Annotated in this window: 18 protein-coding genes and 1 pseudogene; 8 read left to right on the top strand and 11 right to left on the bottom strand. The window is 63.3% G+C overall.

Features of this window, described 5'->3' with window-relative positions:
• Nucleotides 1-8: 8 nt before the first annotated feature.
• Nucleotides 9-2,114, top strand: a complete 2,106-nt coding sequence (gene paaZ, locus ACO07C_RS11900; protein ID WP_421914361.1) for a phenylacetic acid degradation bifunctional protein PaaZ — start codon at nt 9-11, stop codon at nt 2,112-2,114.
• A gap of 16 nt (nt 2,115-2,130) precedes the next feature.
• Here the strand turns inward: paaZ and ACO07C_RS11895 are convergent, their stop codons facing one another.
• Nucleotides 2,131-2,598 carry an Lrp/AsnC family transcriptional regulator gene (locus ACO07C_RS11895; protein WP_421914360.1) on the bottom strand — a complete coding sequence of 156 codons (468 nt, stop codon included), beginning with the start codon at nt 2,596-2,598 and terminating at the stop codon, nt 2,131-2,133.
• A 137-nt stretch (nt 2,599-2,735) separates the two neighbouring features.
• Here ACO07C_RS11895 and ACO07C_RS11890 point away from each other — a divergent pair, with 137 nt between their 5' ends.
• Nucleotides 2,736-6,206, top strand: a complete 3,471-nt coding sequence (locus ACO07C_RS11890; RefSeq protein WP_421914359.1) for an indolepyruvate ferredoxin oxidoreductase family protein — start codon at nt 2,736-2,738, stop codon at nt 6,204-6,206.
• Here the strand turns inward: ACO07C_RS11890 and ACO07C_RS11885 are convergent.
• The 9 genes and pseudogenes from ACO07C_RS11885 to ACO07C_RS11845 form a co-directional block, all read right to left on the bottom strand.
• Nucleotides 6,203-6,799, bottom strand: coding sequence for a TetR/AcrR family transcriptional regulator (locus tag ACO07C_RS11885; protein WP_421914358.1), 597 nt, complete (start codon nt 6,797-6,799; stop codon nt 6,203-6,205). The genes ACO07C_RS11890 and ACO07C_RS11885 overlap by 4 nt on opposite strands.
• Nucleotides 6,800-6,816: 17 nt before the next feature.
• Nucleotides 6,817-7,558, bottom strand: a pseudogene (locus tag ACO07C_RS11880) (phenylacetate--CoA ligase); the annotation flags it as partial.
• Complete coding sequence (locus tag ACO07C_RS11875; protein WP_421917622.1) at nt 7,453-7,674, bottom strand: hypothetical protein; 222 nt, start codon at nt 7,672-7,674, stop codon at nt 7,453-7,455. The gene ACO07C_RS11875 and the pseudogene ACO07C_RS11880, both read right to left, overlap by 106 nt.
• On the bottom strand, nt 7,671-8,465 hold the full coding sequence (gene paaG / locus ACO07C_RS11870; RefSeq protein ID WP_421917505.1) for a 2-(1,2-epoxy-1,2-dihydrophenyl)acetyl-CoA isomerase PaaG: 795 nt from the start codon (nt 8,463-8,465) through the stop codon (nt 7,671-7,673). Before paaG ends, ACO07C_RS11875 begins: the two co-directional genes overlap by 4 nt.
• Nucleotides 8,466-8,792: 327 nt before the next feature.
• Nucleotides 8,793-9,590, bottom strand: a complete 798-nt coding sequence (locus ACO07C_RS11865) for a M55 family metallopeptidase (RefSeq protein WP_421914357.1) — start codon at nt 9,588-9,590, stop codon at nt 8,793-8,795.
• A gap of 19 nt (nt 9,591-9,609) precedes the next feature.
• Entirely contained in the window at nt 9,610-10,704 is a 1,095-nt protein-coding gene (locus ACO07C_RS11860; protein ID WP_421914356.1) for an aminotransferase class I/II-fold pyridoxal phosphate-dependent enzyme, read from the bottom strand.
• Nucleotides 10,705-10,718: 14 nt separating this feature from the next.
• Nucleotides 10,719-12,392: a serine hydrolase domain-containing protein gene (locus tag ACO07C_RS11855; RefSeq protein WP_421914355.1), complete on the bottom strand. Its 1,674-nt coding sequence runs from the start codon at nt 12,390-12,392 to the stop codon at nt 10,719-10,721.
• A gap of 60 nt (nt 12,393-12,452) precedes the next feature.
• Nucleotides 12,453-13,715, bottom strand: a complete 1,263-nt coding sequence (locus tag ACO07C_RS11850; protein ID WP_421914354.1) for an amino acid deaminase — start codon at nt 13,713-13,715, stop codon at nt 12,453-12,455.
• Between the two features lie 24 nt (nt 13,716-13,739).
• A complete protein-coding gene (locus ACO07C_RS11845; RefSeq protein WP_421914353.1) occupies nt 13,740-14,891 on the bottom strand; it encodes an NAD(P)/FAD-dependent oxidoreductase in 1,152 nt (383 codons plus the stop codon).
• 129 nt (nt 14,892-15,020) lie between these two features.
• On the opposite strand from ACO07C_RS11845, the gene ACO07C_RS11840 reads away from it, so the two are divergent.
• The 6 genes from ACO07C_RS11840 (at nt 15,021) to ACO07C_RS11815 (ending at nt 21,571) form a co-directional block, all read left to right on the top strand.
• Entirely contained in the window at nt 15,021-15,704 is a 684-nt protein-coding gene (locus ACO07C_RS11840; protein WP_421914352.1) for a helix-turn-helix domain-containing protein, read from the top strand.
• A 96-nt stretch (nt 15,705-15,800) separates the two neighbouring features.
• Nucleotides 15,801-17,342: an ABC transporter substrate-binding protein gene (locus ACO07C_RS11835; RefSeq protein WP_421914351.1), complete on the top strand. Its 1,542-nt coding sequence runs from the start codon at nt 15,801-15,803 to the stop codon at nt 17,340-17,342.
• 257 nt (nt 17,343-17,599) lie between these two features.
• The gene (locus ACO07C_RS11830; protein ID WP_421914350.1) at nt 17,600-18,616 is read left to right on the top strand and encodes an ABC transporter permease; all 1,017 of its coding nucleotides are present in this window, start codon (nt 17,600-17,602) and stop codon (nt 18,614-18,616) included.
• Complete coding sequence (ddpC, locus tag ACO07C_RS11825; RefSeq protein WP_421914349.1) at nt 18,616-19,509, top strand: D,D-dipeptide ABC transporter permease; 894 nt, start codon at nt 18,616-18,618, stop codon at nt 19,507-19,509. Before ACO07C_RS11830 ends, ddpC begins: the two co-directional genes overlap by 1 nt.
• Nucleotides 19,509-20,549 carry an ABC transporter ATP-binding protein gene (locus tag ACO07C_RS11820; RefSeq protein ID WP_421914348.1) on the top strand — a complete coding sequence of 347 codons (1,041 nt, stop codon included), beginning with the start codon at nt 19,509-19,511 and terminating at the stop codon, nt 20,547-20,549. The genes ddpC and ACO07C_RS11820 overlap by 1 nt, the downstream gene beginning before the upstream one ends.
• Nucleotides 20,546-21,571, top strand: coding sequence for an ABC transporter ATP-binding protein (locus ACO07C_RS11815; RefSeq protein WP_421914347.1), 1,026 nt, complete (start codon nt 20,546-20,548; stop codon nt 21,569-21,571). The genes ACO07C_RS11820 and ACO07C_RS11815 overlap by 4 nt, the downstream gene beginning before the upstream one ends.
• A 78-nt stretch (nt 21,572-21,649) precedes the next feature.
• Here the strand turns inward: ACO07C_RS11815 and ACO07C_RS11810 are convergent, their stop codons facing one another.
• Complete coding sequence (locus ACO07C_RS11810; RefSeq protein WP_421914346.1) at nt 21,650-23,116, bottom strand: M81 family metallopeptidase; 1,467 nt, start codon at nt 23,114-23,116, stop codon at nt 21,650-21,652.
• Nucleotides 23,117-23,252 lie beyond the last annotated feature (136 nt).

Raw genomic sequence — 23,252 nt, 5'->3', positions numbered from 1 at the left:
CGGAAACCATGCCCATCGATGAATATCTCGCTCAGGGCGGCAAACTGACCTCGCCGAACGCACCTCTCAGGGACGTTCGCCAGCTGGAGAGCTACATCGGCGGGCAATGGGTTCGCGGTGTTGGCCAAGCGGTTCCCTTGCTCGACGCTTCGACTGGCCAGCCTGTCGCGCTGATCGACGCCAGCGGCATCGATTTTGCGGAATCGCTTGCCCATGGCCGGTCGAAAGGCGGGCCGGCGCTGCGCAAGATGAGCTTCCACGAACGCGCGCTCATGCTGAAGGCGCTTGGCCAGAAGCTCATGGAGGGCAAGGACGAGTTCTACGCCTTGTCGACGTCCACCGGCGCAACCCGCACCGACAGCTGGATCGACATCGAGGGCGGCATCGGCACGCTGCTTTCCTATGCGTCCAGGGGACGGCGCGAATTGCCGAACAGCCGTGTACTCGTCGACGGTGAGGTCGAACAGCTGTCGCGCGATGGCACGTTTTCCGCTCAGCATGTCATGTCGCCTTTGGAAGGCGTGGCGGTCCATATCAATGCGTTCAATTTTCCTTGCTGGGGCATGCTGGAAAAACTGGCGCCGACAATTCTTGCCGGGATGCCGGCGATCATCAAACCAGCCAGCCAGACCGCCTACCTCACCGAGCTGATGGTGCGCCGCATTGTCGAAACCGGAATTTTCCCCGAGGGCACGCTGCAGCTGATCTGCGGATCGGTTGGCGACCTGCTCGATCATGTCGACTGCCAGGATGTCGTCACCTTTACGGGCTCGGCGACGACGGGCCGCAAGCTGCGCACGCATCCCGCGATTGTCGGGAATTCGGTTCGCTTCACCATGGAGGCCGATAGCCTGAATGCCGCCATCCTTGGGACGGATGCGGTGGCCGGCACCGAGGAATTCGACCTTTTCGTCAAGGAGGTGGCCCGCGAGATGACCGCGAAAGCCGGCCAGAAATGCACGGCCATCCGCCGTGTCATCGCGCCGCGCGGGTCGGTCGAAGCCTTGATCAAGGCGTTGGGCGACAGGCTTGCCAAGGTGACGCTCGGCAATCCGGCCGACGAGGCCGTGAAAATGGGGCCGCTGGCCAGCCTGGCCCAGCGCGACGAGGTGCGCGCGCGGATCGCCGAGTTGAGAGGGGATGCCGAAATCGCCGCCGGCGATCCCGACCGGCCTAGCATCATCTCGGGCGACGTGGTGGCGGGTGCTTTCCTCAATCCGGTGCTGCTTTATTGCGACAGGCCCGGAAGTGCCAGGGCAGTCCACGACGTCGAGGCGTTCGGCCCGGTCAGCACCATCCTTCCATATGAGACTATCGACGAGGCCGCCGAACTTGCACGCCGTGGCAAGGGCAGTCTGGTCGCGTCGGTATTCACCAATGATGCTTCATTTGCTCGCGAAGCGGTGGCCGCGCTGGGGCCCTGGCACGGGCGCATCATGATCGGCAATCGCGTCAGCGCGAAATCATCCACCGGTCATGGCTCGCCGCTTCCCGTCCTCGTCCATGGCGGACCGGGCAGGGCGGGCGGCGGCGAGGAACTTGGCGGCATCCGCTCGGTCAAGCACTACATGCAGCGCAGCGCGGTGCAGGCCGCACCGTGGCTGCTGTCAGAAGTGACTGGCCGCTGGATGGCCGGTGCCATTGCCCGCAAGGACACGGTCCATCCGTTCCGTAAATCGCTCGCCGAGCTTGAGATCGGCGACCAGTTGGTCACCGCCACACGCACCGTGACGCTGGACGACATCGAGCATTTCGCCAACTTCACCGGTGACACGTTCTATGCCCACATGGATGAGGAAGCGGCCCGGGCCAATCCGTTCTTCGACGGCCGGGTGGCCCATGGCTATCTGATCGTCTCCTTCGCCGCCGGCCTGTTCGTTGATCCCTCACCGGGGCCAGTGCTGGCCAATTACGGCGTCGACGCGCTCCGCTTTCTGACGCCCGTCAACCCGGGCGACACGCTTGGTGTCACTCTGACCTGCAAGCAGATCAATCCGCGCGAGACGGAAGACCATGGCGAAGTGCGCTGGGACTGCACGGTGACCAATCAGGAGGCCCAGGTGGTTGCCCAGTATGACGTGCTGACCATGGTGGCAAAGACCTGGCCGCGATAGCAACGGGGGTCTTTCGCTACGCCGGGACCTTGCCGTGCAGCTTGATTTCCTTCAGCACCAGATTGGTGCGCACATGGGCAATTCCCGGCAAACGGAACAGGAATTGCTCAAGGAAAACATTGTAGTCATCCTTGTCGCGGCAGACGACGCGCAGATGGTAGTCCGCCTCTCCGGTGGTCGAGAAACATTCCAGCACCTCGGGCTGTTGAACGACCCGCGCGATGAAATTGGACACGTGGTCGGCCTCGTGGCGCACCAGCGCCACATGAACGATGGCGCTGAAGCCAAACCCTGCCCTTGCGGTGTCGACGAGCGCCATGTAGCCGGAGATCACGCCGGCATCTTCCAGCATCCGCACCCTGCGCCAGCAGGCAGACGCGGACATGCCGGCTTTTTCAGCCAGATCCTGATTGGAGATGCGGGCATCGGATTGCAGGAGAGCCAGCAGCTTGCTGTCCTGGGCGCTGAGTTCGAGTTTTGCCATTTTTGGTAAATCCTGCCGAGGTGGCCTTTGATGCTGGTAGGAATAACCGAGATAATATCGTAAATCCTGAAGAAAGGCAGCCTGTTTCGCAGGGCGCTGGTAGAATCGACCGCAACGATGACATGCGGGAGGTTTCATTGGTCGCTCTCACTCCGGTCGCCGACTACGCGCTCGGCGATCGCTACACGAAGACCTCCGGCCGGGTGTTCATGACCGGTACGCAGGCCCTGGTTCGCGTCCTGCTGGAACGGGCGCGGCGCGACAAGGCGAACGGGCTGAACACCGCCGGCTTTGTCTCAGGATATCGCGGTTCTCCGCTTGGCGGCGTCGATATGGAGCTGTGGCGCGCCAAGGATCTGGTCAAGCAGGCGAACATCGAGTTCCTGCCGGCGGTGAACGAGGATCTCGCTGCGACCGCCGTGCTCGGCTCGCAACAGGTCGAGACGAACCCGGACAAGCAGGTCGAGGGTGTGTTCGCGATGTGGTACGGCAAGGGCCCGGGCGTCGACCGCGCCGGTGATGCGCTGAAGCATGGCAATGCTTATGGCTGCTCGCCGCATGGCGGTGTCCTCGTCGTGGCGGGCGACGACCACGGATGTGTCTCGTCGTCCATGCCGCACCAGTCCGATGTCGCCTTCATGGCCTGGTTCATGCCGACGCTGAACCCGTCGTCGGTAGGCGAATATCTGGCTTTCGGCGAATATGGCTACGAACTGTCGCGCTTTTCCGGCATGTGGGTCGGCTTCAAGGCGATCTCGGAAACCGTCGAAAGCGGCCAGTCAGTGGAGATCGCGGCGCCGCGCGAGTTCCAGCAGCCCGCCTACACCGCGCCGGCCACCGGCCTGCACTACCGTTGGCCGGATTTGCCGGGACCGCAGATCGAGGAGCGCATGGAGGCGAAGAAAATGGCGGTCTTCGCCTTCGCCGAGGCCAACCCGATCGACCGTCGCATCTACGATATCCCCGATGCCGGGTTCGGCATTGTAACGACCGGCAAGGGCCATCTGGACCTGATGGAGGCCTTGCGGCTGCTCGGCCTTGACGAAACGGCCTGTCGGAAACTCGGTATCGACATCTACAAGGTCGGCATGGTCTGGCCGCTGGCGCGGCGCGATGCGCTGGAGTTCGTGCGCGGCAAGAAGGAGATCCTCGTCGTCGAGGAGAAGCGCGGCATCATCGAGAGCCAGCTGAAGGAGTATTTCTACGACTATCCCGGCGACAAGCCGCACGCGATGGTGGGCAAGCGCGACGAGGACGGCAACCGGCTGATCTCGTGGATCGGCGAACTGTCGCCGGGAATGCTGGTCCCAATCGTCGCCAGGCGCCTGGACATGATGTTTCCAAGCCTGCGCCTGCTCGAACGGGCAGCGAAACTGGTCCCCGAGGCCGAACGCCTTATCCAGGTGCCGGGCGCCACGCGCACGCCCTATTTCTGTTCGGGCTGCCCGCACAACACGTCGACCAAGGTGCCGGAAGGCTCCAAGGCGCTGGCCGGCATCGGCTGTCATTTCATGGCGAGCTGGATGGACCGGGAGACGACCTCGCTGATCCAGATGGGCGGCGAGGGCGTGAATTGGGCAGCCTCCTCGCTTTTCACCGGCAAGGGCCATATTTTCCAGAACCTTGGCGAAGGGACCTATTACCATTCAGGGTCGATGGCGATCCGCCAGGCGATCGCGGCCAAGGCAAACATCACCTACAAGATCCTCTACAATGATGCCGTGGCGATGACAGGCGGCCAGCCAGTCGACGGGCCGATCAGCGTGCACGCGATCGCACAGGAGGTACGCGCCGAAGGGGTCGAGCGCATCGCACTGGTATCGGACCAGCCCGAGAAATTCTCCCCCTCCGGTCTGCCTTCCGGCATGACCATCCATCACCGCCGCGAACTTGATGCCGTGCAGCGTGAACTGCGCGATGTGAAAGGCGTCTCGGTGCTGATCTACGAACAGGCCTGCGCGACCGAAAAGCGTCGTCGCCGCAAGCGTGGCACCATGGAGGACCCAAAGCGCTTCGCCTACATCAACGATCTCGTATGCGAGGGCTGTGGCGATTGCTCCGTCGAGTCGAATTGCCTGAGTGTCGAGCCGAAGGAGACGCCGTTCGGCCGCAAGCGCAAGATCAACCTGTCGAACTGCAACAAGGACTTCTCCTGCCTGAACGGCTTCTGCCCCAGCTTCGTGACCGTGGAGGGCGCCGTCAGGCGCAAGAAAACCGTTCTGGAAGATGATTTCGTCTCCCGCGCCTTCGGGCTCGCCGCGCCGGACCTGCCGTCCCTCGACAAGCCGTTCGACCTGCTGGTCACCGGGGTCGGCGGCACTGGCGTTGTCACCATCGGCGCGCTGGTCTCCATGGCCGCCCACCTCGAGGGCAAGGGCAGTTCGGTCCTCGACTTCACCGGTTTCGCGCAGAAGTTCGGACCGGTGCTGTCCTTCATCCGCTTGGCCGGCACGCCATCGGCCATCAACCAGGTGCGGATCGACAATGGTGCCGCCGACGCACTGATCGGCTGCGACATTGTCGTGTCTTCCTCGCCCAAGGCATCAGCAGCCTATCGTCACGGCATGCGCGCGGTCGTCAATCTCGCGGAGATGCCGACCGGTGACGTCGTGCGCATACGCGATGCCGGTCTCGCCACGCGCCGCCGGATGAGTGAAATCGAAAAGGTCGCCGGAACCGGAAATGTCCGCGCCTTCGATGCCAACGCCATGGCGGAGAGGCTTTTCGGCGATGCTGTTTTCGCCAATGTCATCATGCTGGGTTTCGCTTGGCAGCAGGGGCTGGTGCCGGTCTCGCTCGCGGCGCTCGATCGGGCCATTGAGCTCAACGGTGTCTCGGTCGAGAAGAACCGGCAGGCGCTCGCGGCGGGGCGTCTGGCCTTTGCCGATCCTGAACTTCTTGACAAGGACAAAGCATCTGCCCCGGAGTCGGTCGATGAGCTGATCGCGCGGCGCGCCGAATTTCTGGTCGGCTATCAGGACGAGGCCTTGTCGCGGCGCTACCGCGACGCGGTCGAGCGCGTCCGCGCTGCGGAGGCGCCCTTTAATTCCATTGCGTTGACCGAGGCGGTGGCCCGCTCGCTGTTCAAGCTGATGTCGTACAAGGACGAATATGAGGTCGCGCGGCTGCACATGCAGACCGGATTTCTGCCCGAACTCAAACGCGAGTTCGAAGGTGACTTCAAGGTGAACTATCACCTCGCGCCGCCTATGCTCGCGGCCGGCAAGGATGCAAGGGGCCGGCCGCTGAAGCGGCAGTTCGGCCAATGGGTCCAGACCCCGCTGCGTGCGTTGGCACGGCTCAAGCGGCTGCGGGGCACCCCGTTCGACGTCTTCGGCTACACCGCCGAGCGCAGGATGGAGCGGGGTCTTATCGACTGGTACGAAGGGATCGTGGCGCTGCTGCTGGAACGTGTGACGCGGCAGGGGCCATCTGAAGTGGTGGAGATCGCCAGGGCGCCGATGGACATCCGCGGCTATGGCCCGGTCAAGGACGCGGCCGCCGCCCAGGTGAAAGCACGCGTCAGCGAGATGCTCGCGCGGGAAACCCAGACGGCTGTGAATAAGAAGAATGGCCGAGAGTTGGAGACGAGCGTGGCGAGCCGTTAGCGAATAGCTTTCACACCGTCCAGGAAGAGCGAGGCGACGAGGTCCGCATAGCCTTTGCGGGTCATTGCCCCACTCGGTTTGAACCAGGTGTGCACCCAGTTCAGCATGCCGAAGAGCGACATGGTGACGGGCATCACCATAGCGCGCCGTTCGACAAGCGCTGGATTGATCTCTTCGACAATTCCTGAAAAGGCGCGGATGATACGGCGTTCGATCTGATTGAGCTCGGCCTTCTGGTCCTCGGAAAGCGAACCGGTTCCGTTCAACAAGACCTGCTGGTGGTTGGCCGCGTGGCGGTAATTTTCGAGAACCGCGGCGATCAGCAGGGCAAGCCGTCTGTCCGGCGCCTGGCTCGGTTGATCGGCTCCGAGAATAGCCGCCTCAAGCTCCACGAGGTGGGTGCGGCCGATGTCGAAGATCAGCAGTTCCTTGCTCGGGTAGTAGTGGTAAAGCAGCGCCTTGGAAACATTGTTCTCCTTGGCGATCTGCGCCATCGAGGCGTGCTCCATGCCGAGCTTGGCAAAGACGGCTGCGGCACTGTCCAGAATGCCGCGGCGTTTCTCATCGAAATCTGCAGCCTTCGTCCTTGCCATAGCCTGTCCTTCTGGGCCTATCCTTTTGGCCTGTTGTCGACGATGCGTCTTGCCTTGCCAGCGGACCGCTCGACGGAATCCGGATCGCCAACCTCGATCTTGGTGCTTATCCCAACCACGCTTTTGATGTGATGCGCAAGTTCCTTCGCGGACGCCGCGCGCTCGGCTCCGCCGGCTGCGTGCGGCATCGCTTCGACATGCACCATCATGTCGTCCATCCTACTCGAACGCGTCAATTCGATCTGGAAATGCGGCGCAAGGCCCCTGCATTTCAGGATCTGTTCCTCGATCTGGGTCGGGAACACGTTGACGCCTCGCAGGATCATCATGTCGTCCGAGCGGCCGGTGATCTTCTCGATCCGCCGCATCGAGCGCGCCGTACCCGGCATAAGCCGTGTCAGGTCGCGCGTGCGGTAGCGGATGATCGGAAGGGCTTCCTTCGTCAGCGAGGTAAAGACCAGTTCGCCCATTTCGCCGTCTGGCAGCATGTTTCCCGTTTCCGGGTTGATGATCTCGGGATAGAAATGATCTTCCAAGACATGCAGTCCGTCCTTCGTCTCGACGCACTCATTGGCGACGCCCGGTCCCATCACCTCGGAAAGATCGTAGAATGTCGACCGCGTGCATGTCTAAATCCTTCTCGATCTCCTGCCTCATGGCGTTCGTCCAGGGCTCGGCGCCGAAAATACCCACGGCCAGCGACGATCCCCGGGGGTCGAGGCCGAGACGGCGATACTCGTCCAGGATCGATAGCATATGCCGAGCGCCACGTGATCCAGTGCCATGCCGAGGTTTTGCGAGGCGCGATCGTTCTTCCACATCGCTTCGGCGGAGGCCTTCGCGACCGCCATCGGATCGTTCAGGTCGACCGTCATTTGCCCGTGAACTCAGCCGGCCGCTTGTCAAGGAAAGCGGCGACGCCTTCGGCGTAGTCGGCACTTCGCCCGGCCATGCGCTGCAGGTCACGTTCGAGATCCAACTGCTGATCCAGACTGTTGACCGCTGCCGCCTGGATGGCCTGCTTGATCAGGCCAAGGCCGAACGTAGGGCCTGCGGCAAGCTGCCTGGCAAGCGTTTGCGCCTCGTCCATCAGTCTGTCATCATCAGCGACTTTCCAGATCATTCCCCACTCCGCCGCGGTCTCGGCCGGCAGCGGCTGCGCCGTCATGGCGAGACCCTTGGCGCGCGCCTCGCCCAGCAGGCGCGGCAGGCTCCAGGTACCGCCCGAGTCTGGCAGCAGGCCAATTTTAGAGAACGCCTGGATGAATTTTGCCGAGCGCGCCGCGATGACGATGTCGCAGGCCAGTGCGATATTGGCTCCGGCCCCGGCCGCTACACCGTTGACGGCGCACACGACAGGCTTTTCCAAGCTGCGTATCAGCCGCAACAGCGGATTGTACAAGGTCTCGATCGTATGGCCGAGATCCGGTGCGACGGTCGAATTGCGGGGATCGCGGTCCCCCAAATCCTGCCCTGCGCAGAAGGCGCGCCCGGCGCCTGTAAGCAGGACGGCGCGGATCGCCTCGTCGTCATGGGCTCTCTGGACCTGGGCCCTAAGCGCCCCATGCATCTCTTCATTGAACGAATTCAGTTTGCTGGGACGGTTCAGCGTCAGCGTCATGACGCCGTCGCTGACCGCGACAAGCACTGTCTCGGACTGGTCCAATGGCTTCCTCCCGATTTCGTTCGCGCTTGGTGCGGACGAGCATTTCAAACAGGTCTTGCATAACCCGACCGGTCGGTCAATAATAATATAGGCAAGAATGGCCGGGGCGGCGAAGGGCAATAAGCGCCGCCTTGTAAGGGCTTGTGACCGAATACCGTGGCGTCCGGCGAGGTCGCCATGCCCCGATGATTGCTAAAAGGCGCATTCGGCTCGAACGTCGGGTGGGCCGATCCCCTCGATGAATATCTCAATACCAAGGGCGTCTGGATAAGGACCGACTAAATCAAGTCAGCCTGTCCGCATCCCGGCCGGGAAGAATCCCAGCCCTCAGACGATGAAACGCACCGCCCGCTGGATATCGAAGAAATCAGCGGCCTTGAAGCGGAGCGTGCGCGCCGCGACATGCTCTACGCCCGGATACCAGCTGGCCCGATAGGCTTCGATGGGCGTTGTGTATTCGACCACGAGTTCAAAACTGTCGGCGAGCCGGGGCAGGCAGGCTGAAAGGTCGCGCGACAGCGCCGCCTCGACCCCGTTGCGGATAGCCTTGACGGCGGCTCCAGGCGTCAGCGACGAGGTCGCCGGGCCAAATCCTTCGCTGGTCGCCACCGTGCCGATGGCTGGCACCAGCACCTTCGCTTCCGCGCACATGCCTGCGTCGCCGCTCAGGAAAACCGAAGGCACGCGGTAGCGTGACGCGCAGAGCGCGTTCAGCGTATATTCCGAGGCCACCTCGCCGTTGATCAGCAGCCGCGAGACGGTGCCGGTCAAGGTATGCGCCAGCGGATTGGTATCCGTCCCCGCCTTGTTGTGATAGCCGGTGTAGAGAGCCGCGGCGAAGCTTTCATCGATGCCGAACATCATCATGTCGGGGTGGCCGCTCCAGCCGCGCACGATGCGGACATAGTCTGGCAGTTTCGACAGGATGAGGTTGCGCGCCGTGGAATGCGCGTCCTTGACCACCACTTCCGTAGCGCCGGCCGCCTTTGCGCCCTCGCAGGCCGCGACCAGCTCGTCGGTCATGTATTCGCGGAATTCGGCATAATCGGGATTGCCCTTCTTGGCCTCGTCCCAGTTGGTGATGCCGGCCGTGCCTTCGATATCGGCGCTGATGAATACCTTCATTGTCTGTCCTCCCTCAATGTCAAAGAAGCTCGGCCATCGACGACAACAGCCGGTCGATCTGCTCGGGCGAATGCTCGGAAAATACCGCCAGACGCATCATCGGCACGTCGGGCGCGTCGGAATAGCCGGATGCCTGGGTCACCTTGACGATGATGTCGCGCTCATCGAGCCGGGCCTGAAGCGCGTCGAAGTCGACGGCGCCCCGGATCGACACGATGGGCACCGGCGTGTCGGCGACATCGAAGCCCAGTTTTCGCAAACCGCTTCGCATGTGGCTGACATTGCGGATCAGGTCGGAGCGCATTCGTGGCGTTGTGGCCAGGATGCGCAAGGCGGCATTGGCCGCTGCCGCGGCGCCCGGCGGCGGCGTGGAGGCACCGCGCATGATCATGGCGTTGCGGCCTATCTTCTCAGCCAGCGCCGCATCGCACGGAATGATGCCGCCGAGTGCGCCGAAGGCCTTGCTCAGCGTGCCTGCAAGATGATTGCCGTCCAATTCCATGCCGGCATGATCCAGCGAACCGCGCCCGCCCGGACCGATCGCTCCGACGCCGTGTGAATCATCAATGCACAAAAGCGCGCCGTCATAGGATGCCATCGCCTTCCGGTAGTCCTCGAGCGGCGCCAGCGCGCCTGTCGAGGGAAACACACCGTCGGCGACGACAGCGGGACGCTGCCCTGGCTCGACATGGCGCGACAGGGCATCGGCAAGGCTGCCGGCATCGAGATGGCGAAAGCTGTGGACGGGCTTGCCAAGCGTCGGGATGGCGTCGCGGCTGCTATAGTGGGTTGCCGCGTCCATGAAAACCACGTCGAAATCGTCGCGCAGACCCTGCAGCAGCGTCATCGGTCCGGCATAGCCGGAGATCATCATGACGACCTCTTCGGTGTCGAACCATGCGCGAAGTCGCTCCCTCAGGTCCTCGTGGATCTGCATCCGCGCCAAGGTTCCAGACCCCATGCCGAACCGCCGCGTGGCGTTGCAAGCGGCCTCGATCACCTCGGGATGGCCGTGCAGGCAGAAGTAGCTGGTGCCGCAGAAATAATCGACGTCACGGCCATTGATGCGCATGCGGGCGTTCAATGGCGATTCCATGGTGATGGGCGTTGCCATGTGCTCGCTTCCGGTCAGACTGCCTTGGCTGCGGATGCGGGCCGACGCTCGAGGAACATCGGGCCGACCCGGATGCCGCGCCGGCCGTGATCGTCTACGGCGTCGAGTTCGAGGATCTCTTCTTCATAGAGCAGGCCGTGCATGCGATAGCGCCCAGCCTCGACCGGCTCGCAGCTATGGGTACAGAAATACTCGATCAGGCATTTCAGCCCGCCATGGCTGTAGGTCAGGTAGGTGATGTTGAAGTCTGGACCGTATTCGCCGAGATGCGGCGCGATGTCGGCAGGCGCCGTCTCTGTGGGCAGTGCCTCGATGCGCGACCAGTTCGCCCCCTTCCACACCAGCACGTCGGGAGTGGAGAACGACAGCTTCATGTGCGGATATTCGGCATCGCGACCATAGATGCGCCCGTCAATGGTGAAATCCAAACCGGCGATCGGGCGGATCTGCAACGGCACGCCTTCGCCCATCAGGTAGAGCTTGCCGCCCTTGGCCTTGACCTCGACGACCTCGCCGGAGGTTTCGTGCCGATAGTGGCCGGGCAGCGCCGCAAGCTGGTCGGCGCCGACAGCCGGCAGGCTCTGTCGCCGCGACGGCAGAGCACCCATGCGGCGCTCTGCCAGCGCGATGCGCAGGCCCTCGACGCCAAGCCGCGCGCCAATCTGGTTGGAGAAATCCAGCGTCGAGAAGATCAGCACGCCGACGCCGGCGGCGGGCAGCAGGATCATCTGCGAGGCGTAGCCATAGACGGCGCCGCCATGGCCAACGGACGTCCAGCCATCGACGTCACCAACGCCAAAACACAGGCCATAGGTGTTCGCCACCCTTTCGGCGGAGGGACGCCTGCCGATTGGCACCCACATCTCGCGCAGTGAAGCAGGCGATGCGATCGCCCGGCCATCGGGTGTGAAGCCGCCGCGCAGCAGGCACTGGGCATAGCGGGCCATGTCGGCAATGGTGGAATAGATGTTGCCGGCTGGCGGGCCGCCAAGGTCGAACACGGGCGCCGGGCTGTCTCCCTCCAGCGTCCACATGTCGGCGGGCGCGAGCCGTTCGGCGATGCCAGGCGCAAGGCCCGACGAGGTCTGGTCCATGCCGAGTGGCTTCAGGATGTTCTCGGTGACGTATTCGGCGTAGCTCTTGCCCGTCACCGTCTCGATGACCCTTCCGGCCGCGGCGATGCCGGCATTGGAATAATGCATCTGGCCCAGACTCGGATCCTGTTTCAGCGTCGAGCTGGCGAGCTCGGCCACGGTGTCGGCGAGCGGCGGCCGCGACGCGTCGAGATAGTGGCCGCTCTTGGGCTCGCGCACCAGGCCCGCGGTGTGGCTAAGCAGCTTGCGAAGGCTGATCTGTGAGCCATGGCGGCCGCCCTCGCGTCCGGCAAACGGGTTGATCGGCTTGAAGCCGGGCAGGTATTCGCCGACGTCGACATCGAGATCGACAAGCCCTTTTTCGGCAAGCTGCATGATAGACAGGGCGGTGAATGTCTTGGTGATCGAGCCGATCCGGAAGCAGGTGTCGTCGCCAAACGCGAAGCCGCGGTCATGACGCTGGATATGGCCGGCCGCCATCAGCCCGTCGCGGTCGACAAGGCCGTAGGAAATGGAGGGGATCGCCTTGTCCTCGACCTGCTCGCGGATCAGGTCCTCGAACAGCTCGACAGCGGCGGGGGAAAGTCTGCTCATCGGTGGTCTCCTCGCAAAATCAGTCGGAAGCAATCAACGGGGACATTGCCGCGAGGCGCTTCAGAAGAAGGTCTTCATGGCTTCCATCACCCTGTAGTCGCTGTCCACAAGGTAGATGATCTGCCACTTGTCGAACGTCGTGCATGGATGGGAAATGCCGAGCCCGACACGGTCGCCCACGGCAAGTGGCAGATCGGCGGGGAAACGCATGTAGGCGTGCTGATCGTTGAGGTTGATGACCTCGCACCCGGACGGCAGATCTCGCGGATGGGCGCCCGCTCGCGACAGGAGCAGCGGCACCGGAAACCCCGAATCCGTGCCGCAGTCGCGCCGGCCAGCGGTCAGCAGGGCGAGCCCCGGTTCCGGGATAGACTGCACATAGGCCCAGATTTCAAGCGCCCGGCGCAGGCCGTCCGCTTCGCCGGTCTTGGCCTGCAGACGCTGGTGGGCGCTCTGATAGAGCCCGGAATCATGCGTGACATAACAGCCGCTTCTCGTCACCACGCGGGCGCCGCAACTCGCCAGCCCGTCGATGACGATATCGTAGTAGGAGGAGCCGCCGGCCGTGACCAGCGGCGCGTCGCTCTCGAACAGGCCTTCGGCCTTGCAAAGGCCAAAAAGCGCTGCGATTTCATCCATGAACAGCCCAACCGCATCCTCGGGCGACGTGCCTTCGGTTTTGATCAGGCCTTCAAAGGCCTCGATCCCGACAAGGCTGAGCCCCGGGGTGCCGCGTATCTGCCTGGCAAGGGCAAGGGCTGCATCATTGGTTCGGCAGCCGGTGCGGCCACCGTGGTAGCCGCGTTCGAGAAGCACTTGCAGCGGACGGTCGAGCTGGTTGCGCCTGACAGCTTCCGCTGCCGCCTCGATGCCGGCGGCGCTGTCGACGATCATCATGAAATGGAGATCGTTCTCTTTGAGCATGGCGGCAATCGCATCGAGTTCCAACCGTCCGACAGCCTGATTGGCGAGGATGATACGCTCCGCGCCGAATGTGCGACAGACCCGCATCTGCTGGACGGTCGCGACGGTCACGCCCCAGGCCCCATCGGCAATCTGGCGGGCGATGATCTGCGGGCACATGGTGGTCTTGACGTGGGGGGCGATCAGCGCGCCGCGCTCTGCCACGAAGCGCTGCATCCAGCGCGAATTGTGCGCGAGAGCGTCGGCGCGGATGATGGCCGCCGGCAGCGGCAGGTCGCCGGAAAGCACATTCCAGCCCTGGCCGGCGACATCGGCGAGCCTGAGCCTGGCGCCGAACGGAATGCCCTTGACGCTGTCGTCGAGGACGACCGACGCCAGCGCGTCAAGATTGAAGGCCATTGGATGATCTCCCCCGGATCAGAGTTATGCGGCGGCAATATCGGCCGCGCCGCCAATCCCGGCGCGAGCAGGCGACACCGCATTGGGCTCGAAGCCGGTGTCGATGATGGCATCGGCAATGGGCCTGCGGTGCGCCAGCGCCACCACCACCTTGGCCAGTGCCGGAGCGGTCTGGATGCCATAGCCGCCCTGTCCCGCCAACCAGAAGAAGTCCTCGCAATGTGGGTCGAAGCCGACCACCGGACTACGGTCGGCCGCGAATGTGCGCAGGCCCGCCCAGCGGCGCGGGATCGAACGCACCGGCAAGTCGGCCGCTTGCTGGATGCGGTCGATGGCGACGGCGATGTCGAACTCGTCGGCCTGCGCATCACAAGGCACGCTCGGCGTTTCGTCCGCCGGCGAGGCGAGAAGGCGACCGCCGTCCGGCTTGAAGTAGAATTCCTCATCGACGTCGATCACATGCGGCCAGGACGAGGCGTCAACGCCATCGGGCAGGTCCAGCATCATGGCGGTGCGCCGCAGCGGCATCAGTCCGGCTGTCGCGACGCCGGCCATGGCAGCAATCATGTCGGCCCACGCGCCGGCGGCATTGACGATGATCCTTGCCTCGAATTGCTCGCTGGCCGTGGTGACCCGCCAGCCGGAAGGACCCCTGTCGATATCCAGCACTTCGGCCGAGACGGCGATGCGGGCGCCCCGGGCGCGCGCACCGCGCAGATAACCCTGATGCAAGGCGTGGACGTCGATGTCCATCGAGGTCTCGTCGAGCAGGGCCTGCGCCACATAGTCTGCGCGCAGTATAGGCACGCGCTCGCGCACGGCGTCGACGCCGAGAACCCGCGACGGTTTTCCCCCCGTCTGCGCGAATATCTCGGCCATGTCAGCGATGCTTGCTTCCTGGTCGCTGCGTGCGATGAAAAGCACATGGCGCGGCGTCAGCAGCGGGTGTTCGGCAAAGCCGGGCGGCGGCGCGTCATAGAGGCCGCGACTGGCCCGCGTCAGCGAGCGTATGGTGGCGTTGCCATAGGTCTCGGAAAACAGGGCAGCCGAACGGCCCGTCGTGTGGTAGCCACAATGCTCCTCACGCTCCAGGAGAAGGACGCTTGCCCCGCCGGCCAATTCGTAAGCCGCGGAGGCGCCCGCCATGCCGCCGCCGATCACAACAAAGTCGAACATCATGCACCCGATACCGATTGATCTTATCAGAAACTTATTTTTCCTATAGATCAAGCTGTTTTCCGTATCGCGCAAAAAATTAGAGTGTACTATCTTTAGCAACCTGAAATGAGGGATACAGCGACGAATATGATGGATCAGAAAGCCAGCCTGGGCGACTTCCTGCGGGAAATCCGCACGCGCAATCACTGGACCTTGTCGCAAGTCAGTGCGATGACCGGGCTCGCCATATCGACGTTGTCCAAGGTCGAAAACAACCAGATGTCGTTGACCTATGACCGGATCGTTCAGTTGGCCGAGGGCTTGAAGGTCGACATTGTCGAATTGTTCGGGACCCGCGCCACGGAAGCGAGCCCCAGTCCCTTGGGACGCCGCACGATCAGCAGGGCAGGCGAGGGCCGCTCCATCAAGACCAAGAACTACGACTATCTCTATTTGTGCACCGACATCTCGAAGAAATCCATCGTTCCGATGTTCGGCGTGGCGCACGCCCGCACGATGGAAGAGTTCGGGCCTTTCGTCAGGCATGTTGGCGAAGAATATACTTACGTGGTCGAAGGCGAACTGCAACTTCACACGGAACACTATGAGCCGGTAACCTTGAAGGTTGGAGACTCCGTCTATTTCGACGCGACCATGGGGCATGCCTACGTCACCGTCAGCGAGAAGCCTGCACGTTTTGTCTGCATTTGCTCCACGACCGAGAAAGACCTGATCGATGCGATCGGCTCATCCTCGATCGAGGAAAGCGCCATTTCAAAATTGGCGCCACGCGCCAGGGTAGAGCAAGTGGCGCGTACGATAAGAAAATAAGTTGCGCTTCGGAAAATCGTTGCCTAATCTGATCGTGCGGACAAATTGCCGGAAACAGGCGTCGTTCGAGTCCGCCGAACCTCAGAGGGTAGAGAGATGGTTTTCGCGCACTGGAAGAAGCTGGGCTTTGCCCTTTTGGTCACCTCATCGCTGACGCAGGCGGCATGGGCCGCGTCGGATGTGCTGGTTCTCAGCCGCGCGGAGGACGCGCCGACCGCGGACCCTGGCGTCGAGATCAGCAACAGCGGCTATACTTTCATCTACGCCGCCTACGAGCATCTGGTTGCTTACAAGGGCGCCACCACCGAAGTCGTTCCCGAGCTTGCCGAAAGCTGGTCGGTCGACGACACCAACACTGTCTGGACCTTCAAGCTGGCCAAGGGCCACAAATTCGATGACGGCACCGACGTCGACGCCGCCGCCGTCAAGTTCAGCTTCGACCGGGCGATGAAACTCAAGGCTGGCCCTTCCGACGCGTTCCCCGTGCTGAAGGAAGTTCAGGTCGTCGACCCCAGCACCGTCAAGTTCATCCTGTCGTCGCAGTTCGCGCCGTTCCTCTCGACCATGGCCGTCTCCGGTGCCGCCATCATTAATCCCAAGGTGATGGAACATGAAAAAGATGGCGACATGGCCAAGGGCTGGCTTGCCGAACACACGGCCGGCAGTGGCGCCTACAAGATCACCAGTTGGGAGCGCAACCAGAGCGTCGTGCTCGATCGCAACGAGCACTACAGCGGCCCGACTCCGGCCCTGAAGCAGATTGTGGTGCGCGTTGTCGGTGAAATCTCGGCGCGCCGCCTTCAACTCGTCAACGGCGATGCCGATATCATCGAGCAGGTTCCCGTAGACCAGGCCGCCGCGTTGAAAAGCGACAGCAACATCGTTGTCGAGAGCAATCCGAGCCTCTACGTCGACTATATCTACATGAACAACAAGCGGCCGCCGCTCGACGATGTGCGGGTGCGCCAGGCGATCTCCTACGCTGTGGATTACAAGGGCATCGTCGACGGCATCATGCAAGGCCAGGCCGAGCAGATGCGCGGCGCGGTTCCGGATGGCATGTGGGGGCATGACCCCAATGGCTTCCAGTACAGCTACGACGCCGAAAAGGCCAAGGCGCTGTTGAAGGAAGCCGGCAAGTCCGACATCCACCTCACCTACACATTCTCCCAAGCCGACACGGCCTGGGAACCGGTCGGCCTCGCCTTGCAGGCCAATCTGGCCGATATCGGCATCAAGCTCGACCTTCAGTCGGTTGCCGACACCACCAAGCGCGAAATGGCGGCGAGCGGCAATTACGACCTGGCGCCAGGCGCATGGACGCCCGATTTCGCCGACCCCTACATGTTCATGAACTACTGGTTCGATCCGGAGCGGATGGGCGGCCCGGGCAACCGCGCCTTCTACAACAATCCCAAGGTTGCCAGTCTTGTTCGCGAGGCCGCCAGCATCATCGACCAGCCCAAGCGCGAGCAGCTCTATCTCGAGGCACAGAAGCTCTCGACGCAAGATGCGCCCTATCTCTATCTGATGCAGAAGAACGACATCTTCGCGCGCCGCGCGGTGGTCAAGGGTTATGTCTACAACCCGATGCTGATCCAGGTCTACAACTTCGCCACCATGTCGAAGTCCGAATGACCGCGCGCGACGGAGCGCCAGTGGCGCTCCCTTTCGTCGCACATGTGGAACCTGACATTCCCGGCACGCCTGCCTTGCACGGTGCTGTCACGCCAGACGCCTTCCGGTCGATCGACGGAAGCGCCTGGCTGAGCGGCCTGCATGGTATCTCGGGGAGCGCTGAAAAATGTCCGACGGTCGGCGAGGCGCAACGCCTCGCCCCCTGTCGCAATGTTCCATAGGAAAAAAGCCCGCAGCGCCGCGAGGACCGACCTCACATGACGATCATGCGCATTATCATTCCCCGCTTCGTGATGCTGTTCTTCGTCGTCTTCGGCGTCGCGGTCATCACCTTCATCATTTCCCACCTGATCCCCGGCGACCCCGCCCGGATGATCGCTGGCGACAGGGCGAGTGCCGAGACGCTGATGAGCGTGCGGCGTGACCTCGGGCTCGACCGGCCGGTATGGGACCAGTTCACCATCTATGTCAGCAACCTGCTGCATGGCGACCTCGGCACCTCTCTGCGGACGCGCCGCTCGGTTGCCGGCGATATCGCCACCTTCCTGCCGGCAACGATGGAACTCGGCGCCATCTCGCTGATCCTGGCGATCGTGATCGGCATTCCGCTCGGCGTGGCCTCCGCCATCTACAAGGACGGACCGATCGACCAGGTGGCGCGCACCATCTCGGTGTGCGGCATTTCGATGCCGGTGTTCTGGTTCGCGCTGGTGCTGGTGCTTCTGTTCTACGCCAAGCTGCATATTCTGCCCGGCAGCGGGCGCATCGACATGGGCATTGCACTGCCAACGCGCGTCACCGGTTTCTTCCTGGTCGATTCCTTGCTTGAGGGCCGCATGGACGCTTTCTGGAGCTCGGTGCGCCATCTCATCTTGCCCTCCTTCGTGCTCGCCTTCGCCAATCTCGGCGTCATCACGCGCCAAATCCGCGCATCGATGCTGGATGTGCTCCAGGAGGACTATATCCGGACCGCGCGCGCCAGCGGCCTGCGCCGCCGGGTCATCATCTTCAATCACGCCCTGCGCAACGCCCTGATCCCGTCAATCACCTTGCTTGGCCTGGCGCTGGGCGATCTCCTCTACGGCGCGGTGCTGACCGAGACCGTGTTCGCCTGGCCGGGCATGGGCACCTATGTGGTCACCTCGATCCAGACGCTCGATTTTCCGGCGATCATGGGATTCACCGTGGTTGCTTCGATCGGCTACGTCCTCATCAACCTGGTCGTCGACATTGCCTACATGTTCGCCGATCCGCAGATCAGGGAGATCGGATGATGAGTGTGATCTCTCCCGTGGTAAAAGCCGTTCCCGCCGCTTCCGGCTGGAAATCGCGACTGCATTTTCTCTGGTACCTGTCCCGCCGCAGCCCGCTGACGCTGGTTGGCGCGGCGATCATCGTGATGGTCATCATCATGATCGTCGCGGCTCCCCTGATCGCGCCCTACAATCCCGACAAGCTGATGCTGTCGGCGCGCCTGCAACCGCCGAGCGCGCAGCACTGGTTCGGCACCGACGAGGTCGGTCGCGACCTGTTTTCACGCATCATCTTCGGCTCGCGGGCTTCGTGCGTCGCCGCGTTCATGATCGTCCTGATCTCGGTCGGCGTCGGTGTGGTGATCGGATGCATGTCGGCCATACTGGGCGGCCGCATCGACACCGCGATCATGCGGCTGATGGATGTCATCATGGCGCTGCCGGCGCTGGTCCTGGCCATGGCGCTCGCCGCTGCGCTGGGCCCCAGCCTGGTCAACTCGATGTTGGCGGTGGCGCTGGTGCGCATCCCCGCCTATGTGCGGCTGGCGCGCGGTCAGACGCTGTCCTTGAGGGAGCGGGTCTTCGTCAAGGCGGCGCGCACCTTCGGCGCCTCGCCGCTCTATATCCTGCGTTGGCATGTCCTGCCCAATGCGCTGTCGCCGATCATAGTGCAGGCGACGCTTGACCTTGGCGGCATCGTGCTGATCGCGGCCGCCTTGAGCTTCATCGGGCTGGGCGCGCAGCCGCCGACATCCGAATGGGGTGCGCTGGTCAGCACCGGCCGCAACTACATCCTCGACCAGTGGTGGTACTGCACGTTTCCCGGCCTTGCCATCCTGATCACCGCGATGGGCTGCAACCTGCTGGGCGACGGCATCCGCGACATGCTCGATCCACGGCTGGGGGGACGGTGATGGCGGCGGCATCTGCAACCCTGAAGCCTGCCGGGAAAAAGCCGGCCGCGTTGACTATCGAAGGCCTGTCGCTGGAATTCCCGACCTATGCAGGCGCGATCAAGGCGCTGGACGATGTGACGATCGAGATCGGCAACTCCGAGATCGTCGGTCTCGTCGGCGAGTCCGGTTGCGGCAAGTCGGTGACCACGATGGCGGCGACAAGGCTGCTGCCGGAAGGCCGCTACCGCGTCACATCAGGCAGTATCCGCCTGTTTGGCCGCGATCCGTTCGCGATGGGCGAAACCGAACTCCAGGATGTCAGGGGCAAGCTGGTCTCGACCATCTTCCAGGAGCCGATGAACGCGCTCAATCCGACCATCCGCATCGGCAAGCAACTGGTCGGCGTCATCCAGCGCCACGAGGCGGTCAGCGAAGCGAAGGCCGAGCGCACGGCGCGCGGCATCCTCAAGGACATGCTGATTGCCGAACCCGAGCGCATCATGAAGGCCTATCCGTTCGAGCTGTCAGGCGGGATGCGCCAGCGCGTGCTCATCGCCATGGCGTTCTCGTGCAACCCCGGCCTGATCATCGCCGACGAGCCGACGACCGCCCTGGACGTGACGGTGCAGGCCGTGATCCTGCGCCTGATCCTCGACCGCGCCAAGCGGACCGGCACTTCGGTCGTCTTCATCTCGCATAACATCGCAGTCGTCTCGCAGCTCTGCGACCGGCTCTACGTCATGTATGCCGGCCGCATCGTCGAGTCCGGCCCGACGCGGGCGGTGCTGGAAGCGCCGCAGCACCCCTACACGCAAGCCCTGTTGCGCTGCCTGCCGGAACGCGTGGAGCCGAAAGCGGAGCTGGAAGCCATCCCCGGAACGGTGCCCAATTTGCTTGATCCGCCGCAGGGCTGCTTCTACCGGCCGCGCTGTCCGGAAGCCAACGACCAGTGCCTGGCCAAGCCTCCGTCCGTGGCGACCGCTCCCGGTCATCTCGTCGCCTGCTGGCGGCGCGGCACAATTCAACCATCGGCCATCATGAGCGAGGCCACGCAATGACGACCGCGCCTCTCCTCAGTGTCGAGGACCTCACCGTCAACTTTCCCATTCCCGGCGGCTGGTTCGGCCGGGCCACCTCGCATGTCCATGCCGTCAACAAGGTGGACCTGACGATCCGTCCGGGGGAAAGCCTCGGCATCGTCGGTGAATCCGGATGCGGCAAGAGCACGCTGGTCCAGGCGATCATCGGCCTCGTCGAGCGCAGCTCCGGCAAGGTGCTGATCGACGGCCAGGATTTCCACGACGCGCGCGGCAAGCGCAAACGTGAAATCCGCCAGCAGATGCAGATCGTGTTCCAGGATCCGCAATCGTCGCTCGATCCGCGCCTGCCGGTGTGGCGGCTGATCACCGAACCGCTGCACGTGCGCGGCGGAATGTCGAAGACGGAACTGCGGGCGCGTGCCGCCGAACTCGCGGCTTCCGTTGGCCTGCGGCCGGAGCACCTCGACCGGCGACCGCATGAATTCTCCGGCGGCCAGCGCCAGCGCATCGCCGTTGCGCGCGCGATCAGCACCGACCCGGACCTGTTGATCCTGGACGAGCCGACATCCGCGCTCGATGTGTCCGTACAGGCGCAGATCATCAACCTTCTGCTGAAGCTTCAGCGTGAGCTCGGCCTTGCCTATCTGATGATCTCGCATGACGTGTCTCTCGTGCGCCACTTCTGCGACCGTGTGGCGGTGATGTATCTCGGCCAGATCGTCGAGGCGGGACCGGCGGTGCAGGTACTCGATTCGCCGGCGCATCCCTACACCAGGACCTTGCTGGCGACGGTGCCGAGCCTCAAGCACCCGCTGCCCGAACTCGCCGCGACTCGTGTCGGCGAGCTTCCCAACAACCGGATCCTGCCGACGGGCTGCTACTATCGCGACCGCTGCTCCTTCGCCGCCGCCGGCTGTGATCGCCCGCAGACGCTCGTCGAATTGGGCGCCCGTGCCGGTGCTACACCGACGCCACCGCCTGGCAATGCTGCATGGCCGCGCTCGGTGCGCTGTCACCGCGCCCAGGCGGGTGATATCTGAAAACAGATGGTGAATCGGCGCGTGGGCACGGTCGACCGGCCTGGTTCACGCGCCGCGAAAGCTGAAGCCTGGCGTTGATTACAGCGCCAATTCCGCGAACGGTTCAGCGACCTTTGGCCAGTATGGCTGCCGCAGCTTGGTGTAGGCCAGATCGCGGAAATTGGGCTGCAGCGCCCCAGGCGCGGCAACGTAGAGAATGTCCTTGGCGATCGGCTCGAAACCGGCCCGGAAATGGTTGCTCGATTTGACGATCACGATCTTGCGGGTAGCGGGATCAAGACCGAGCGCGGTCATGCATTCGGGATGAAAGGTCTGCGTGCGCACGCTGTTGATCACTAGGTCGATGCCATCAGCGCTCACCCAGGCGGCATCGCCGATCGGCAGCGGCACCACGCCAAAGCGTTGGGTAACGCCCGAAGTGATGCGGCGCACGGTGACATTGAGGTCGAGCGGTTCGCCGGATGCCGCCCCGATCTTGCCGCCGATCCGAAGCGGCAACGTCGCGCCTTCGCCGGCGGCCTGGCACAGCCGCACCGCGATCGGATCCCAGTACAGGCAACTGGCGACGCCGCGTATGCCGCGTTCGATGACGCGACGAATGATAAAGGTGGAGTCGCCCGGAGCGCCGCCGCCCGCATTGTCCGAAACGTCGGCCAGCACGACCGGGCCGCCCTCGATCGCCATGGCGCGGTCAAGCGCGTCGTCGATGCTGAGATGATGGGGTTCCAACGCTTCGCGCAGGGCGAAAATCTCGCGGCCGAAGGCGGAGGCGACTTGATGCGCCTTGCCCGCGTCGCGATCGGCAACGACCAGCATCTTGGCGCCGACATCCGCGACATCGCCCCACGGAAAGCCGTGGCCGAACGACACCGAAAGGATGCCGTCGCGGCCCTGGCTCGCCTTCATCCGGTCGACCAGCCCGCGCAGGGGCTGCTGATGAGGCCTGAAGGTACCGATCATGCGGCAATCGAACAGCGCCATCACCGGGCGGATCTCTCCCGCCAGCACCTTGACCATCAACTCGAACAGATGGGCGGCGCGCTCCTCGATGTCGGTATGGGGATATTCCATATAGGCGGCGATCATCGTGGCGTTTTCGACCATGCGATCAGTCAGATGGCAGTGCAGGTCGAGCTCCGCGCCAATCGGGATATCGGGCCCGACCAGCGCACGGACATGGGCCAGAAGATCGCCTTCGACATCGTCGTAACCTTCGGCGACGCAGGCGCCGTGCAGGGCAAGAAGCACCCCGTCGACCGGCATGGCGTCCTTGAGGTCGCGAAGGATCTCGCCGCGGAAATCCTCATAGACCGAGCGCGTCGTCGTGCCGCCGGGTTCCGCCACCGCGCACAGGCTTTCGACGACATTCCAGCCGCGCTCGCGAGCGGCATTGCGCCAGACGAAGAGCTGCGAGGAGCAGCAATTCAGCGGCTTCGTCGTGGCGTCGCCATGCGCGATCTGGCCCTCGGCAAAGGCGTGATGGCCGGTGCGTATCGGAGAAAACGTGTTGGTTTCGGTGTCCAACCCAGCAATGAACAACTTCATGAAACCACCTCGGGCGCTGACTTGAAACGACTTTTCCGATCAATAAAAATATGTTTATGTTCGGAAAGTCAACTGCGGAGGCCCATGCCGACTTGCGGATGATCCAAGGCTCCTGACGTCAACCCTGTCGGGCTAT

The organism is Mesorhizobium sp. (genome assembly GCF_965229135.1).
Lineage (GTDB): Bacteria > Pseudomonadota > Alphaproteobacteria > Rhizobiales > Rhizobiaceae > Mesorhizobium.
This window is presented reverse-complemented; position numbering and strand designations above follow the sequence as displayed.

Bases quoted from the DNA above. Each gene is read 5' to 3' on its own strand.
- ACO07C_RS11855 (WP_421914355.1), bottom strand. From the start codon at position 12,392: ATGAGCAGACTTTCCCCCGCCGCTGTCGAGCTGTTCGAGGACCTGATC.
- ACO07C_RS11840 (WP_421914352.1), top strand. From the start codon at position 15,021: ATGATGGATCAGAAAGCCAGCCTGGGCGACTTCCTGCGGGAAATCCGC.
- ACO07C_RS11810 (WP_421914346.1), bottom strand. From the start codon at position 23,116: ATGAAGTTGTTCATTGCTGGGTTGGACACCGAAACCAACACGTTTTCT.
- ACO07C_RS11860 (WP_421914356.1), bottom strand. From the start codon at position 10,704: ATGGCAACGCCCATCACCATGGAATCGCCATTGAACGCCCGCATGCGC.
- ACO07C_RS11850 (WP_421914354.1), bottom strand. From the start codon at position 13,715: ATGGCCTTCAATCTTGACGCGCTGGCGTCGGTCGTCCTCGACGACAGC.
- ACO07C_RS11815 (WP_421914347.1), top strand. From the start codon at position 20,546: ATGACGACCGCGCCTCTCCTCAGTGTCGAGGACCTCACCGTCAACTTT.
- paaZ (WP_421914361.1), top strand. From the start codon at position 9: ATGCCCATCGATGAATATCTCGCTCAGGGCGGCAAACTGACCTCGCCG.
- ACO07C_RS11845 (WP_421914353.1), bottom strand. From the start codon at position 14,891: ATGTTCGACTTTGTTGTGATCGGCGGCGGCATGGCGGGCGCCTCCGCG.
- ACO07C_RS11830 (WP_421914350.1), top strand. From the start codon at position 17,600: ATGACGATCATGCGCATTATCATTCCCCGCTTCGTGATGCTGTTCTTC.
- ACO07C_RS11875 (WP_421917622.1), bottom strand. From the start codon at position 7,674: ATGACGGTCGACCTGAACGATCCGATGGCGGTCGCGAAGGCCTCCGCC.
- ACO07C_RS11865 (WP_421914357.1), bottom strand. From the start codon at position 9,590: ATGAAGGTATTCATCAGCGCCGATATCGAAGGCACGGCCGGCATCACC.
- ddpC (WP_421914349.1), top strand. From the start codon at position 18,616: ATGAGTGTGATCTCTCCCGTGGTAAAAGCCGTTCCCGCCGCTTCCGGC.
- ACO07C_RS11895 (WP_421914360.1), bottom strand. From the start codon at position 2,598: ATGGCAAAACTCGAACTCAGCGCCCAGGACAGCAAGCTGCTGGCTCTC.
- ACO07C_RS11885 (WP_421914358.1), bottom strand. From the start codon at position 6,799: ATGGCAAGGACGAAGGCTGCAGATTTCGATGAGAAACGCCGCGGCATT.
- ACO07C_RS11820 (WP_421914348.1), top strand. From the start codon at position 19,509: ATGGCGGCGGCATCTGCAACCCTGAAGCCTGCCGGGAAAAAGCCGGCC.
- ACO07C_RS11835 (WP_421914351.1), top strand. From the start codon at position 15,801: ATGGTTTTCGCGCACTGGAAGAAGCTGGGCTTTGCCCTTTTGGTCACC.